The organism is Streptomyces glaucescens (assembly GCF_002154375.1).
In the GTDB taxonomy this organism is placed as follows: Bacteria; Actinomycetota; Actinomycetes; order Streptomycetales; family Streptomycetaceae; genus Streptomyces; species Streptomyces glaucescens.
The window spans coordinates 1-16255 of the sequence record NZ_MUND01000082.1 but is presented as its reverse complement, the minus strand read 5'-3'; the positions used below and the strand labels follow the sequence as shown (position 1 = coordinate 16255).

At 72.2% G+C, this 16255-nt stretch carries 8 protein-coding genes; 1 reads left to right on the top strand and 7 read right to left on the bottom strand.

Annotation, left to right across the window (positions count from 1 at the left end):
* A partial coding sequence (locus tag CCN42_RS06415; RefSeq protein WP_143661862.1) for a maltotransferase domain-containing protein occupies positions 1–1071 on the bottom strand: 1071 nt, incomplete at its 3' end.
* A 1225-nt stretch (positions 1072–2296) separates the two neighbouring features.
* On the opposite strand from CCN42_RS06415, the gene CCN42_RS06405 reads away from it, so the two are divergent.
* A complete protein-coding gene (locus tag CCN42_RS06405) occupies positions 2297–4915 on the top strand; it encodes a glycosyltransferase family 1 protein (protein WP_086168291.1) in 2619 nt (872 codons plus the stop codon).
* A 3-nt stretch (positions 4916–4918) separates the two neighbouring features.
* Here CCN42_RS06405 and CCN42_RS06400 read toward each other — a convergent pair whose 3' ends face one another.
* The 6 genes from CCN42_RS06400 to CCN42_RS06375 all read right to left on the bottom strand — a co-directional run.
* Positions 4919–5437 carry a DUF1990 domain-containing protein gene (locus CCN42_RS06400; protein WP_086733632.1) on the bottom strand — a complete coding sequence of 173 codons (519 nt, stop codon included), beginning with the start codon at positions 5435–5437 and terminating at the stop codon, positions 4919–4921.
* A gap of 71 nt (positions 5438–5508) precedes the next feature.
* Entirely contained in the window at positions 5509–7179 is a 1671-nt protein-coding gene (locus CCN42_RS06395; RefSeq protein ID WP_086733630.1) for a M4 family metallopeptidase, read from the bottom strand.
* 212 nt (positions 7180–7391) lie between these two features.
* Positions 7392–9437 carry a M4 family metallopeptidase gene (locus CCN42_RS06390; protein ID WP_086733628.1) on the bottom strand — a complete coding sequence of 682 codons (2046 nt, stop codon included), beginning with the start codon at positions 9435–9437 and terminating at the stop codon, positions 7392–7394.
* A 306-nt stretch (positions 9438–9743) separates the two neighbouring features.
* Positions 9744–12719 (bottom strand): carbohydrate binding domain-containing protein, encoded by a 2976-nt coding sequence (locus tag CCN42_RS06385; protein ID WP_086733626.1) that lies wholly within the window; start codon positions 12717–12719, stop codon positions 9744–9746.
* A gap of 247 nt (positions 12720–12966) precedes the next feature.
* The gene (locus tag CCN42_RS06380) at positions 12967–14826 is read right to left on the bottom strand and encodes an ABC transporter ATP-binding protein (RefSeq protein WP_086733625.1); all 1860 of its coding nucleotides are present in this window, start codon (positions 14824–14826) and stop codon (positions 12967–12969) included.
* Positions 14823–16255 (bottom strand): ABC transporter ATP-binding protein (locus CCN42_RS06375; RefSeq protein WP_107427552.1); only part of this gene is annotated, 1433 nt, incomplete at its 5' end. The genes CCN42_RS06375 and CCN42_RS06380, both read right to left, overlap by 4 nt.

Here is a 16255-nt window from a genome sequence, read left to right as displayed (position 1 = left end):
CTTGTGCACCCACGGGTGGTCGGGGGAGCACTGCAGGGCGAAGTCCAGCGCGATCTCCAGACCGTGGCCGCGGGCCTGGGCGACGAACCAGTCGAAGTCCTCGATCGTGCCCAGGTCCGGGTGCACGGCGTCGTGGCCGCCCTCGGGCGAGCCGATCGCCCACGGCACCCCCACATCCTCGGGGGCCGCGGACAGCGTGTTGTTCGGGCCCTTGCGGAACGTGGTGCCGATCGGATGGACCGGCGGCAGGTAGACGACGTCGAAACCCATCCGCGCGATCGCGGGCAGCCGCCGCGCGGCCGTGCGGAACGTGCCGTGCGGACGCTCCGTCGTGCCCTCCGAACGCGGGAAGAACTCGTACCACGACCCGAACAACGCCCGCTCCCGCTCCACCAGCAGCGGCATCGGGTCCGAGGCGGTGACCAGCTCCCGCAGCGGATACCGGGCGAGAGCCTCCTCCACCTCCGGTGTGAGCGCCGCCGCGAGCCGGACGGCGGCCGTGCGGGACTCGTCCCGCAGCGCCGCGGCCGCGGCGAGCACCGGCTCCCGCTCCCGGTCGGGCATGCCGGCGGCCGCCCGTTCGTACAGCCGGGCGCCCTCCTCCAGCACGAGACCGGTGTCGATCCCGGCCGGGATCTTGATCGTGGCGTGGTGGCGCCAGGTGGTGACGGGGTCGGCCCAGGCCTCGACCGTGAAGGTCCAGTGGCCGGGCGTCTCCGCGGTGACGGTGGCGCCCCAGCGGTCGGTGCCGGGGGCCAGTTCGCGCATCGGGGTCCATGGGCCGGGCCGGCCCCCGGGGTCGCGCAGCACGACATTGGCGGCGACCGCGTCATGGCCCTCGCGGAACACGGTGGCCGAGATCTCGAAGCGCTCCCCGGTCACCGCCTTGGCGGGCCGCCGGCCGTGCTGGACGACCGGGCGGACGTCGAGAACCGGTATGCGCCCGACGGCGGTGACCTCACCCGCGGAGAATGGCTCCGGGGCCGGTGGACCGCTGTCGGCCGGGCGCACCGGGGGTGTGTCGGTGCTGCTGGTGGTCGGGGTCACTGGCGAGTGGTGCGTGGCGGGCATCACCGCTCCTGTCCGCGTCAACGTGGGTGGGCGGATTGCTGTGGGGAGGTGGGTTCTGCGTGAGGTGCCTGTGAGGTGTACCGCAGGAGCCTTCCCACCCTATTCGGGTGGGCAATCCGGCACTTTGTTAACTACTCACGCGTATGTCTACACACAAGTCCGGCCCTGTCCGAGCAGGATGGCGCCGGTGGCCGGACTGTGCCATCAAGTCCGCGGTACCTGAAGAAGTCTGTCCGGTGAACGGAGTCCTCCGCCGGGCGCCCTGCCGGTGGCCGCGCCGCCCGTCGGCGCCCGCGGGACCGGGCCGGGGCGGCCTTCGGGTGAGCGGCCGAACCGGGTGCCGCGGCGCCCTGACGTGCGGATACGCCATGAACGCAGCGGAGCGGACGGTTCCGGCGGTGTCGCCGGTGTGCGCCGCCGGGGTGAAGGCGACGCCAAGGGCGAGCAGGGCCTGCGCGGTGCGGTGGTGGGAGGAGGGCACGGGTCGTCACATGGTCCGGTACCGCCCGCGGTGGGGGCCTGCCGGAGGCTCGCGGGGCAGTGAAGTCTGGCCGGAAGTACCTGGTTGCCGGCCGCGCCGGGTACGTCACTCCGGCGGGCCGAGTCGCGCACGGCGGCGTCCGGCCGGCGTCGCCGAAGTCCCGGTGGATGTCGATCAGGTGCACCGTCCCCTGGTGCCCGCGGACTTCGGAGGGTGCGGGTGCCTCGTTCGCCCGTTCGACCCGGCCGTCGAGGACCGTGCCGTACGGGTGGCCGACGCGCGCCCGTACTTCTCGGCGACGTCCGCTCCCGCCGCTGACGCAGTGCCGGCTCCCCCCTTCGCCGTGACCAGGCAGCCGCCGCCGGCGCAGCCGCCCCGGTCCGCTCCGGACGACGGCCTCTCCGGCGCCGCCCGCGCGGGCACGGGGTGACCGGAAAGGCCGTGGTGCACAGCACCGCGGCCGGACCCGCCCGGCGGCCGACGCCGCGCTCGCCGCCGCGTCGTGGCGGTGCGTTCCGCTCCAGCCCGGGCGCACCGGCGTGTCGGCCGGTCCGGCCCTGGGCAGGGTCTCGTGCGGTGTGCGGCACCGCAAGGCGGCCTGTGGGGGCGGAATCGGCCATATCGGCACGGGCGGGACGGGCGCCACGGTCCTTCGAGTTGGCCACCCCGAAGCCGGGTAGCCACTACCGTCGACAGGGACAAACAACGCACATCGCGTCCGTCAGTCAGCGACAAGGTGGAACCGTGAAGGCGATCCGTCGATTCACCGTCCGTCCCGTTCTCCCCGAACCCCTCCGTCCGCTGAGCGACCTGGCGCGCAATCTGCGCTGGTCCTGGCACGCGGAGACGCGTGATCTATTCCAGTCCGTCGATCCCGACCGCTGGGCCGCCTCGGGTGGTGATCCGGTGCGGCTGCTGGGCAGCGTGCCGCCCGCCCGGCTCGCCGAGCTGGCCGAGGACCGCCGGTTCCTGCGCCGGCTGACCACGGTCGCCGACGATCTGCACGACTACGTGACCGGCGACCGCTGGTACCAGACCCGGTCCGGGGAACTCCCCTCCGCCGTCGCCTACTTCTCACCCGAGTTCGGCATCACCGCCGCCCTGCCCCAGTACTCCGGCGGCCTCGGCATCCTCGCCGGAGACCACCTGAAGGCGGCCAGCGACCTGGGCGCGCCGCTGATCGGCGTCGGCCTGCTCTACCGGCACGGCTACTTCCGCCAGACCCTCTCCCGCGACGGCTGGCAGCAGGAGCACTACCCCGTCCTCGACCCCAACGAGCTCCCCCTCGCCCTGCTGAGGGAGTCCGACGGCACCCCCGCCCACGTCGCCCTCGCGCTGCCCGGCGGCAGGTCGCTGCGCGCCCGGATCTGGCTGGCCCAGGTCGGCCGCGTGCCGCTGCTGCTGCTCGACTCGGACGTCGAGGAGAACGAGCACGGCGAGCGCGGTGTCACCGACCGGCTCTACGGCGGCGGCAGCGAGCACCGGCTGCTCCAGGAGATGCTGCTCGGCATAGGAGGAGTGCGGGCGGTGCGGTCGTACTGCCGGCTCACCGGCCACCCCGAGCCCGAGGTGTTCCACACCAACGAGGGGCACGCGGGCTTCCTCGGCCTGGAGCGGATCGCGGAACTCTGCGCCGACGGGCTGGACTTCGACTCGGCGCTGGAGGCGGTGCGGGCGGGCACCGTCTTCACCACCCACACGCCCGTCCCGGCCGGCATCGACCGCTTCGACCGGGAGCTGGTCGCCCGGCACTTCGGCGCCGACGCCGAACTGCCCTCCATCGACGTGCACCGCGTCCTCCAGCTCGGCATGGAGACCTACCCCGGCGGTGAGCCCAACGTGTTCAACATGGCGGTCATGGGCCTGCGCCTGGCCCAGCGCGCCAACGGGGTGTCCCTGCTGCACGGCAAGGTGAGCCGGGAGATGTTCGCCGGACTGTGGCCAGGGTTCGACCCCGAGGAGGTGCCGATCACCTCCGTCACCAACGGGGTGCACGCCCCGACCTGGGTGGCCCCCGAGGTGTTCCGGCTCGGCGCCCGGCAGATCGGCGCCCAGCGCACCGAGGACGCCCTGACCGTCGGCGCGTCCGACCGCTGGGACGCCGTCGCCGACATTCCCGACCAGGACATCTGGGAGCTGCGCCGGTCCTTGCGCGAGCAACTGGTGACGGAGGTGCGCGAACGGCTGCGCACCGCCTGGCGGCAGCGCGGCGCCGGCACGGCCGAGCTGGGCTGGATCGACGGGGTGCTCGACCCGGACGTCCTGACCATCGGCTTCGCCCGGCGCGTCCCCTCCTACAAGCGGCTGACGCTGATGCTGCGCGACCGGGACCGGCTGATGGAGCTGCTGCTGCACCCGGAGCGGCCGGTGCAGATCGTGGTGGCGGGCAAGGCGCACCCGGCGGACGACGGCGGCAAGCGGCTGATCCAGGAACTGGTCCGGTTCGCCGACGACCCGCGGGTCCGGCACCGGATCGTCTTCCTCCCCGACTACGGCATGGCGATGGCGCAGAAGCTCTACCCGGGCTGTGACATCTGGCTGAACAACCCGCTGCGCCCGCTGGAGGCGTGCGGCACGAGCGGCATGAAGGCGGCGCTCAACGGCTGCCTGAACCTCTCCGTGCTGGACGGCTGGTGGGACGAGTGGTTCCAGCCGGACTTCGGCTGGGCGATCCCCACCGCCGACGGCCACGGCACCGACCCGGACCGGCGGGACGACATCGAGGCCGCCGCCCTGTACGACCTGCTGGAGCAGCGGATCACCCCGCGCTTCTACGAGCGCGGCCAGGGCGGGCTGCCCGACCGCTGGATCGAGATGGTCCGGCAGACGCTCAGTCTGCTCGGCCCGAAGGTGCTGGCGGGCCGGATGGTCCGGGAGTACGTGGAGCGGCTCTACGCCCCCGCCGCGCTCTCCCACCGCGCGATGGACCCGGACTCCGCGCGGGAGCTGGCCGAGTGGAAGGCCCGGGTGCGCTCGGCCTGGCACGCGGTGACGGTCGACCACGTCGAGACCTCCGCGACGCGGGCCACCGCCGAACTGGGCACCACCCTCACCCTGCGCGTCCGGGTCGGCCTCGGCGACCTGGCGCCCGACGACGTCGAGGTGCAGGCGGTGTCCGGGCGCGTCGACTCCGAGGACCGTATCGCCGACGCCTCGTCCGTGCCGCTCAAGCCGGCCGGCGGCCCCGACATGGAGGGCCGCTGGCTCTACGAGGGCCCCCTCTCCCTGGACCGCACCGGCCCCTTCGGCTACACCGTCCGCATCCTCCCCGCCCACCGCCTGCTGGCCTCCGGGGCGGAACCGGGCCTGCTGGCGGTCCCGACGGACGAGGTGCGGGAGTCGGCGGGGGTGCTGATGCGGTAGGGATCAGCTCTCCGGGGCCCGGCCGCACAGGGCGCGCAGCACCTTCCCGCACCGTCTTGCGTAGGCGTGCTGGAGGCCGCGGGTGGCCGGGCCGCCGGCCTTGGCGTACCAGCTGGCGGCGCGGCTGAAGGCGGAGACGGTCAGCCAGACCGTGCCGTCGCCGGTGCGGTCGACGATGAAGGACTCCTCGCCGCACTCGGGGTGGCCGGGCAGGGTGCCGTAGGCCCAGCCGGCGCGGCGGGGCTCGTCGACGGTCCAGACGATCCGGCAGGGGGCCTTGACCAGTCCGGCGAGGGTGACGGTGACCGTCACGTCCGGGGCGGCGCGGTCGGCGCTCGCGTCGATGCCGACGCCCATCGCCCGGTGCATCTCCCAGGTGCACACCGCCTCGGCGGCCCGGCGGAAGACGTCGTGGCCCTCGCCGATCCGGGTGCGGACGTCCATGCGGTGGAAGCCGGGTGGGCAGAAGCCCGGCTCGCGGGTGGCGCCGACGTCCGCGTAGGTGAATTCCCCAAGAGACATGCGCCCCAGCGTAGGGCGGCACCCGGCGTCGTCCGCCCACCGGGTGCCGTCCGGCTGACCGAGCCGTCGGTTCAGTTGACGTTGACGGCCGTCCAGGCCGCGGCGACCGCCTTGTACTCGGTGCCGGCGGCGCCGTAGAGCGCCGAGGCCGCGTTCAGGGTCGCCGTGCGCGCGCCCTTGTAGTTGGTGGTCGACGTCATGTACGTGGTGAGCGCCTTGTACCAGATCGCCGCGGCCTTGGCGCGGCCGATGCCGGTGACCGTGGAGCCGTTGTAGGTCGGCGAGTTGTAGCTGACGCCGTTGACGGTCTTGGCGCCGCTGCCCTCGCTGAGCAGGTAGAAGAAGTGGTTCGCGGGGCCGGAGGAGTGGTGGACGTCCAGGCCGCCCAGCGACGACGACCAGTAGTCCGCCGACGCGCCGTCCTTGCTCGGCCTGTCCATGTGGCGCAGCGGGGTGCCGTCGCCGTTGATGTCGATCTTCTCGCCGATGAGGTAGTCGCCGGGGTCGGCGGGGTTGCCTGCGTAGAACTCGACCGCCGCGCCGAAGATGTCGGAGGTGGCCTCGTTGAGGCCGCCGGACTCGCCGGAGTAGTTGAGCCCCGCGGTGTTCGAGGTGACGCCGTGGGTCATCTCGTGGGCGGCCACGTCCAGCGAGGTGAGCGGCTTGGTGTTGCCCTCGCCGTCGCCGTAGGTCATGCAGAAGCAGCTGTCGGACCAGAAGGCGTTGACGTACGCGTTGCCGTAGTGGACGCGCGAGTAGGCGGCCTTGCCGTCGTTCTTGATGCCGTTGCGGCCGAAGGTGTTCTTGTAGTAGTCCCAGGTGGTCTGCGCGCCGTAGGCCGCGTCGACCGCCGCCGTCTGGTCGGTGGAGGAGCTGGAGGCGGCGCCGGTGCCCCAGGTGTCGTCGGCGTCGGTGAACAGGGTGCCGGCCGAGCCGCTGGTGGAGCGGGCTTTGTTGTACGTCTTGTGGCCGCCGCGCGAGGGGTCGTACAGCTGGTACGCCGAGCCCGACAGGTAGGTGCCGAGGGTGACGGTGCCGTTGTAGAGGCCCTTGCCGGTGCCGGTCTCGATGCCCTGGTACTCGTAGAGCTTCCTGCCGGTGGCCGCGTCGGTGATGACGTGCAGCTCGTTCGGGGTGCCGTCCTCCTGGAAGCCGCCGACGACCGTCTCGTAGGCGAGGGTGGGCCTGCCGTTCGCCGCCCAGATCACCTTGCGGGGGGCCTTGGCGGCGCCGGACTTGGTGCCGCCGAGCGCCTTGGCCCGCTTGACGGCCTGGCTCTCGGCGCCGGCCGCGCTGATCTCGGGGGTGAGGTCGGCGACCGCGATGCGCGCTGTGACGGCCTTGGTGACGCCCTCGGTCCGCCCGGCCGGGCTCTCGTGCACGACGAGGTCGCCGCCGAGGACGGGGAGTCCGGCGTAGGTGCGCTCGTAGCGGGTGTGGAGGCTGCCGTCGGCGTCCTTGACGACGTCTCGGACGACCAGTTCCTCCTTGGCGCCGAGGCCTATCTCGTCGGCGGTCCGCTCGGTGGCGGCGTCGGCCTGGCGGATCAGGGCCGTGCGGGTGGCGGGGGAGAGGGCCAGCGGGGTGGCGGCGCGGGCGGCCGGGACGGTGGAGGAGTCCTGGGCGGTGGCGGCACCGGTGGTGAGGCCGGTGGTGAGCAGGGCTCCGGCGGCGACGGCGGTGGCCAGCGCGAGGGTGGTGCGCCGGTGACGCGCGTAGCGACGGGAGGGCGTGGGGGACACACAAACTCCTTGGTGGGGGTTGCGGGGAAGCTGTGCGGCGGGTGGAGGAAGCCTGGCATCGGTGGTGCGTACATGTCAGGACCCTGAAGTGATGTTGGCCGAAAAGCACCGGCCGAGAAATGTTTCGGGAAGGTGAAGCGGGTACGCGAAAGGGGCGCCGCCCCAGGGGAGTTGCCCCCGGGACGGCGCCCCGCCCGCTGCCCGGACCCGGTTTACGGGAAGGTCAGCTTCCAGCTGTTGATGTACCCGGTGTCGGCGGCCGCGTTGTCCTGGACCCGCAGCAGCCAGGTGCCGTTGGCGGCCTCGGACGAGGCGTTCACCGTGTACGTGGTGTTGAGGTTGTCCGCGCTGCCTCCGGTGCCGTAGCCCTTCAGCGTGTAGGCCGAGCCGTCGGGCGCGACCAGCTGCACCTGGAGGTCACCGATGTAGGTGTGCACGATGTCCACCGCGACCTGGAGGTTGCTCGGCGCGTTGCCGGTGCGGCCGGTCACGGTGACCGGCGAGGTGACCGCGGCGCCCCGGTCCGGGATCGCCACGTCGGCGGAGTTCTCGAACGACGTGCCGCCACCGCCGCCGCCGGAGCGCGAGCCGACCGCGACGCCCGCCCACGCGTCCTGCACCGCCTTGTACTCGGCGCTCGTGGTGCCGTACAGCTCGCCCGCGACCGCCAGGGTCCCGGTGCGGGCCCCCGCGTAGTTGGTGGTGGACGTGAACTTGGTGGTGAGCGCCTTGAACCAGATCTGCTCCGCCTTGGCCCGGCCGATGCCGGTGACCGGCAGTCCGTCCGCGGTCGGCGAGTCGTAGCTGACGCCGTTGATGGTCTTCGCGCCGCTGCCCTCGCTCAGCAGGTAGAAGAAGTGGTTCGCCGGGCCGGACGAGTAGTGCACGTCGATCGAGCCGATACCGGAGTACCAGCTGTCCTTCGACGAGCCGTCCCTGCTCGGCTTGTCCATGTAGCGCAGCGGCGTGCCGTCGCCGTTGATGTCGATCTCCTCGCCGATGAGGTAGTCACCGACGTCGGAGGAGTTGTTGGCGGCGAACTCGACGGCCGCGCCGAGGATGTCGGAGGTCGCCTCGTTCAGGCCGCCCGACTCGCCGCTGTAGACCAGCTTGGCGGTCGCCGACGTCAGGCCGTGCGTCATCTCGTGCGCGGCCACGTCGATCGAGGTCAGCGGATTGGCGTTGCCGGAGCCGTCGCCGTAGGTCATGCAGAAGCAGCTGTCCGACCAGAACGCGTTGACGTAGTTGTTGCCGTAGTGGACCCGCGAGTAGGCGCCGACGCCGTCGCCGCGGATGCCGTTGCGGCCGTGCACGTTCTTGTAGTAGTCCCAGGTCAGCGCGGCCCCGTAGTGCGCGTCGGCGCCGGCCGACTCCAGGTTGGACGGGGTGCCGTTGCCCCACACGTCGTCCGGGCCGGAGAACAGCGTTCCGGTGCCCGAGGTGCCGCGGTTGAGGTTGTACGTCTTGTGGCCGCCGCGCGCGCCGTCGGTCAGGTTGTACGTCGACCCCGACTGCGTGGTGGTCAGCGGGACCGTGCCGCTGTACACCGTGTGGCCGGTGCCGGTCTGGACGGCCTCCCACTCGAAGAGCTTCTCCCCGGTCGCCGCGTCCGTGACGACGTGCAGCTCCTGCGGCGTCCCGTCGTGCTGGAAGCCGCCGACGACGGTCTCCCAGGCGAGGGTCGGTGTGCCGTTCGCGGCCCAGATCACCTTGCGCGGAGCGCGGTTGACGTCGGGGCTCTTGGCCTCCTCCGCCTTCGCGGCGGCCAGTGCCTGCCGCTCGGCGCGCACGGCGCCCACCGCCGGGGTGAGGGTGGCCGGCTTGATCGCGGCCCGGGTGGCCCGCGCGACACCCTCGGTGCTGCCGTCCTTCGCCGTCTTGACGACCAGGTCGCCGCCGAGGACGGGCAGCCCCGCGTAGGTGCGCTCGTAGCGGGTGTGCGTCGTGCCGTCACGGTCCTGGACGACGTCCCGGACGACCAGCTTCTCCTGGGCGCCGAGGCGGAGTTCCCTGGCCGTGTCCGCCTTGCCGGCCTCCGCCTCGCGCATCAGTTCGGCGCGCTGGGCGGGGGTGAGCTTCTTCGGCAGGGCGCCCGGGTCCGCGGCGGCCGACGCCGACGGTGCCCGGTCCGGCGCGGCGGTCGCGGCACCGGACTGCACGGCGGCTGCGACGAGGGCGGCGACACCGACCAGCGCGACGGCCGCGGCCCGGCGACGGGGGGTGTGGGAGGTGCGTCTGTGAGAGGAACTGCTGCTCAACACTGACTCCTTCTGCGCGGCCGCGGGTCTCGCGGCCAGGGGAGACCGGACGGCGGGTGGGCCGTCCGGGCGTGCGTGGAGCTGCGCCGCGCCACAGCAGCGGACTGGTCTGTGGGGTTGCTGTGAGGCGGCCGTGGGAAGAGTGGCAGCACCGCGCCGCTCCTGTCAGGAGCGCGTCAGAAAGTTGGCCGGAAATCGTTCGTTGTCCGGGAGTTCACGTTCGATATACGAACTGTCCCCCGTCAGGGTGACGGGGGACAGTGGCCGGATCACGCCCCTTCGGAGAGGGTGCTTCTTTCCCTCTCGCTACTTCAGATACGGCCCGTCGGCGCCGATCCTGCCGGGTCCGTTCAGCACGTACACCCGGAGGTTGCCCTTGCCCGGCGCGGCGACGGTGAGGGTGCCGTCCGCGACGGTCCTGCGGTCACCGGTGACGGCGTCCACGTACGTGCCGTTCGGGATGCCCGTGTACGTGGCGCCCCCGGAGACGGTCACGAGTGCGAAGCTGTCCGTGCCGCCCTCGGTGTAGCGGCGCTTGAAGGCCATGCCGCCGCTGATGCCCTCGGTGGAGTACTGGCCCATCTGCAGGGCCGGGATCGCCCGCCGGATCTGGTTCAGCCGCTGGACATGCTTGACCAGGGGTTTCTGCAGAGTCTGGGCGACCGTGCCGGAGGCCGAGGAGACCTGCGAGAAGTCCGGCGCGGTGACCGAGCCGGCCAGGTGGTCGCCGTAGTGGGCGCGACCGGTGGTCGCCAGCGGGCAGGACGGGCCGCAGTCGATCTTCTTCCCGGCCTGGAACTCGATCTCCGACCCGTAGTACAGGGCCGGGATGCCGCGGAAGGTCCACATCAGCGACATGTTCTCGGCCCAGGCGTCGGTGCCGCCCGCGTAGCGCTCGCTGCTCTTGTTCGGCCCGTAGTCGTGGCTGTCGACGTAGACGACGTTGTACGTGGCGTCGTTGACGCTGTCGTCGGAGTCCTTGCCGCCTGAGAAGGCGTTCTGGGCGTCCCCGAAGTTCATGTGCATCCGCATGTCGATGATGTGCATGCCGGAGAACCGGGAGTGGTCCGGGGTGTGGTAGCCGTTCCCGTTCAGGAACGCGTTGGTGCTGGTGGGCTGGTTGCCGGTGCCCTGCTGCTGCTCGTACGCGTACATCTCCAGGGCGGCCGAGGTGTCGTCCGCCGCGTACTCCTTGCGCTCCTTCCAGGTGTAGAACTGCGCGGAGTGGTTGACCGAGCCTCGGTTCCACTTGTCGTTGACGAAGGCCGCGACCTCGCCGAAGACGAAGAAGTTCCGCGCGGCCTCGGCGCCGTGCCGCTGGGTCACGCGTTCGGTGATCGCGGGCAGGAAGCGGCGGTTCCAGGTGGTCCGCGGGATGTGTACGGCGGTGTCCACGCGGAACCCGTCGACGCCCATGTCGATGTACTTGTTGTAGGCGCCGACCAGGTAGTTCTGCACGGCGGCGCTCTCCGTGTCGAAGTCCGCCAGGTCCTCGTGCAGCCAGCAGGACCGGGAGTCCTCGCCCTCCCAGTTGCCGATCCAGCACTGGTGGTAGTACGCCGTGGGGAACATGCCGGAGGTCGGGCTCGGCCACTGGCAGTTGTGGATCCGGTAGCCCTCCGGGGAGGTCCGGCCGGTGGGTGTGCCCCAGTTGACGCAGGTGTTGCCGGCCGGCTCGGCGGTCGACCACAGGTCACCGTTGTAGTACGACTTGCCGCTCTTCGGATCGACGGTCAGGCCGTCGTACTCGAAGCCGGGCTGCCGCTCGTCGTAGTACCAGCTCCACTGGCTGTCGCGCACCCCGTACACGGTCGGCGTGAACAGGCCTTTCGCGCCCCAGCGGGAGGAGTGGTTGTAGACCACGTCCTGGTAGATCTTCATGCCCTTGGCGTGCGCGGCGTCGATCAGGTCCTGGTAGGAGGCGCCCGCCGACTCAAGGCGCGGGTCGACCTTGTAGAAGTCCCAGCCGTGGTAGCCGTGGTAGTCGTAGTCCGAGCGGTTGAGGACCACCGGAGTGATCCACACGGCGGAGAAGCCGAGGCCCTTGATGTAGTCCAGCTTGTCGACCAGCCCGCGGAAGTCCCCGCGGAACATCGGGTCGGCGTCGGCCGCGTTGCCGGACTTCACATGCTGGCTGCCGCCCCGGTTGTTGGAGCCGTCGCCGTCGTGGAAGCGGGCGGTGAGGACGAAGTAGACGGGGTCCTTGCGCGGGTCGGTGCCCAGCGGCTTGCCGGGCGCCGGGCCGGAGGGCTTCTCGCCGGTGGTGGCCGTGACGGCGGCCGAGGCGGGGGAGACGTTCCCGGCTGCGTCGACGGCCCGCACGGTGTACGTGTAGGCGGTCCGCTCCGCCAGGCCGCTGTCCGTGAACACCGTCGAGCCGGCATCGGTGACGACCGTGCCGCCGCTGCCGCCGGTCCGCGTCACCTGGTACTTCACCACGCCCGTGTCGTCGGCGGCGGGCTGCCAGGTGAGCACGACGGAGACACCGGTGGCCTGTGCCGCCACCCCGGCCGGGGCGGTGGGCGCCCGCGTGTCGGGCTCGGTGGCCGCACAGGGGTCCTTCGCGTGCCTGGTGACGACCTTGTTCAGCACCGTGCTGGTGCCGGCCGGGAGGGTGTAGTCGGTGCCGTTGTTGTTGTCCCAGACGCCGTTGCCGTTGTTGAACGCGGCCTTCAGGGAGGTGGCCGTGCCGAGGTCGACGGTCTGCTTCCACCAGCCGGCGCACGCGGCTCGCATGCCGATGCCGGGGACGGCCGTCCAGGAGCCGCCGGCGGGCTGGTAGTGCAGGTTGGCGGTGGACCAGCCGAGGGCCTGGGCCGAGTAGTACACCGTCGCCTTGTCGCCCTCGACCGGTTCGGAGCCCGCGCACGGATCGGAGTGGGCGACCACGCCGTCCTTGACGGTGATCGCCCCGGTGCCCAGCCGGTAGTTGGCGCCGCCGTTGTTGTCCCAGGTGCCAGCGCCATTGTTGAAGGTGGCCTGGAGACCGGCGGCGGACCCCAGGTCCACCGTCTTCTTGACCCAGTCCGTGCAGGCCGGCTCCATGGCCGTGCCCGGCACGCTGGTCCAGGCGCCGCCGTCGGGCGCGTGGTGGAGGTGGTACGTCGGCCAGTTCCTGGTCTTCGTGTAGTAGAAGACCGTCGCGGTGTTCGCGGTCGTTGCGACCGGCTCGGTCCGCGGGCGGTCCGGCTCCGGCACGGCGTGCAGGAGGCTCAGCAGCGAGCCGGCGACGAGCGCGGCCGTCAGCGGCCGTCTCCCTCGTCGGACGTTACGGCGTTTCATGACACTCCCTCGTCGGCGGGCCCCGGGCCGGACGGACGCGCCGCCGCCTGACGCAAGGGACTTCGGAAAGTTGCAGAAAGAGCTTCCAGCGGCTGGAAGGTACCGGCGCGTGTCAGGCGCGTAAAGAGGCCGGGCGCTGAACTGTCGTGCGCCGCGCCGGACTTCGGGCGACTTGCGCGCAAAGGCGACGGCCCGCACCGCGTGACGCGGTACGGGCCGTCGGACGGTCACCGCCGGGGCCGCCGGGCTACGCCAGACTGTCCCGCCACGCCCGGTGCAGGTCCGCGAAGCGGCCCGTCCCGGCGATCAGACCGGCCGGACTGCCGTCCTCCACGATCCGGCCGTGCTCCATCACCAGCACCCGGTCCGCGATCTCCACGGTGGACAGCCGGTGCGCGATCACCACCGCCGTACGGCCCTTCAGCACGGTCGCCATCGCCCGCTGCACCGCCCGCTCCCCGGGGACGTCCAGCGAACTCGTCGCCTCGTCGAGGATCAGCACGCCCGGGTCGGCGAGCAACGCTCGCGCGAACGCCACGAGTTGCCGCTGGCCTGCGGAGATACGGCCACCACGCTTGCGTACGTCCGTGTCGTAGCCGTCGGGCAGCGCGCTGATGAAGTCGTGCGCGCCGATCGCCTTCGCCGCCTGCTCGATCTCCTCGCGGGTCGCGTCGGGGCGGCCGATCGCGATGTTCTCGGCGACCGTGCCGGAGAACAGGAACGCCTCCTGCGTCACCATGACCACGCCGCGCCGCAACTCCGCCGTGGCGAGATCGCGCAGGTCGACCCCGTCGAGCAGCACCCGGCCCTCCGTCGGGTCGTAGAACCGGGCGAGCAGCTTGGCCAGCGTGGACTTGCCGGCGCCGGTGGAGCCGACCACCGCCACGGTCTGCCCGGCCGGGAGGGTGAGGTCGAAGCGGGGCAGCACCTCGCCGCCCGTGCGGTAGGCGAACCGTACGCCGTCGAAGACGACCTCGCGGCCGGGGAACTCCTCGGCCTCGAGCGGCGGCAGCGGCGCGGGCGAGGCGGGCTCGGGGACCGAGGGCGTCTGGGCCAGCAGCCCGGCGATCTTCTCCAGCGAGGCCGCCGCGGACTGGTAGGAGTTGAGGAACATGCCGAACCGGTCGATCGGGTCGTACATTCGCCGCAGATACAGCACCGCCGCCGCCAGCACCCCCAGCGCCAGCGTGCCGTCGGCCACCCGCCAGGCGCCCCACAGCACGATCAGCGCGACCGCGATGTTGCCGACGATCCGCGAGCCGACCACATAGCGGGCCATCTCCAGCAGCGCGTCCCCGTTGGTGCGCTCGTGCCGCCGGTTCAGCACCCGGAACTCGGCGTCGTTCGCGGCCTCCCGGCGGAAGGCGCGCACCGGCCGGATCCCGTTCATCGTCTCCACGAACTTCACGATCACCGCGGCGATCGCGCTGGACCGCTGGAGATACACCCGCTGCACCCGGCGCCGGTACATCCGCACCAGCCACCACAGCGGCACGAACGACGCCACCGCCAGCGCGCCGAGCCCCAGATCCAGCCAGAGCAGCAGCACCGCCGTGTACACACAGGACAAAATCACCATCACCAGCTCCTGGAGACCGTCCTCCAGCAGCTCGCGCAGGGACTCCACATCGCTGGTGGAGCGGGAGATCAGCCGCCCCGAGGTGTACCGCTCGTGGAAGTCGATGCTCAGCGCCTGGGCGTGCCGGAAGATCCGGCCGCGCAGATCCAGCAGCACGTCCTGGCTGACCCGCGCGGAGCTCCGCACGAATCCGTACTGCAACGCCCCGGCCGCCAGCGCGCACAGCAGATAGCCGGCGCCCACCGCGATCAGCGGCCCGTGGTCGTCCGCGCGCAGGGCGGGCACCGCGCGGTCGATGGCGTACGCGACCAGCAGCGGGCCCGCCTGCACCGCCGCCTGCTGGAGCAGCAGCAACAGGGCGGTGAGCGCGACCCGCGCCCGCATCGGGGCGAGCAGGGAACGCAGCAGGGCGGCGGTGGCGCCGGGCGGGGTGGGCAGCACATCCCGGTCGAAGGGGTCGCCGGGGGAGCGGCGCTCTTCCGGCTCCTCCGGCCCGCCCTTGGCCGGTGTCGCGGTGGTGACCGTCATCGGCCGTCCTCCTCTTCGCCCGACATCAGATGGGCGTACTCGGCGTGGGAGCGCAGCAGTTCGTGATGGGTGCCGACGGCGGTGATCCGGCCGCCGGAGAGCAGGGCGACCCGGTCGGCGAGCAGCACCGTGGACGGGCGGTGCGCCACGATCAGCGCCGTGGTGTCCGCGAGCACCCGGCGCAGCGCGGCCTCCACCGCCGCCTCCGTGTGCACGTCCAGCGCGGACAGCGGATCGTCCAGGACCAGGAAGTCCGGCCGTCCCACGACCGCCCGGGCCAGTGCCAGCCGCTGCCGCTGGCCGCCGGACAGGCTCAGACCCTGCTCGCCCACCTGGGTGTCGACACCCCGCGGCAGCGCGTGCACGAAGTCCGCCTGCGCGACCGCCAGCGCGCGCTCCACCTCCGCGGGGGCCGCGTCACCGTCCGCGCCCATCCGGACGTTCTCGCCGACGGTCGCCGAGAAGAGGGTGGGCTCCTCGAAGGCGACGGCCACCCGGGTGCGCAGCTCCTCGCGGGACATCGCCCGGATGTCGGCCCCGTCCAGGGTGATCCGGCCCGCCGTCACCTCGTACAGCCGGGGCACCAGCGCGGTCAGCGTGGTCTTCCCGCTGCCGGTCGCGCCGACGAGCGCCATCGACTCGCCGGGCCGGACGTGCAGATCGACCCGGTCGAGCACCGGCGGGGAGCCGGGCGGGGCGTCGGGGTAGCGGAAGGTGACGCCGTGGAACCGCAGGCCCCGGTCACCGTCGCGGTCGCCGTCGCTGCCGCCGCCCGCCGGTTCGGTGGTGCCGGACGACTCCGGCTCGGCGTCCATGACCTCGAAGTAGCGCTCCGTGGCCGTCGCCGCCTCCTGGCTGAGGGCGAGCAGGAAGCCGATCGAGTCCACCGGCCAGCGCAGCGCGAGCGCCGTGGACAGGAACGCGACCAGGGTGCCCGCGGACAGGTCCCCGTCGGCGACCCGCACCGCGCCCAGCACCAGCGCCGCCCCGATCGCCACCTCGGGCAGCGCCATCATCGCGGCCCAGATCGTCGCGAGCAGCCGGGCCTTGTACAGCTCCGTCCCGCGCAGGGTCCGCGTCAGCTCCCGGAAGGCGCGCGCCTGGCTGCGGTGGCGGCCGAACCCCTTGACGATCCGGATGCCGAGCACGCTCTCCTCGACGACCGTCGTCAGATCGCCGACCTGGTCCTGGGCCCGCCGCGCGGCCAGCGCGTACCGCTTCTCGAAGACGACGCAGACCACCAGCACCGGCACGGCCGGGCCCAGGATCACCAGCCCCAGCGTCCAGTCCTGGATCAGCATGATGATCACGCCGACGAGGATCGTCACCCCGTTGACCAGGAGGAACGTCAGCGGGAACGCCAGGAACATGCGCAGCAGCATCAGATCGCCGGTGCCCCGGGACAGCAGCTGTCCCGAGGCACCGGCGA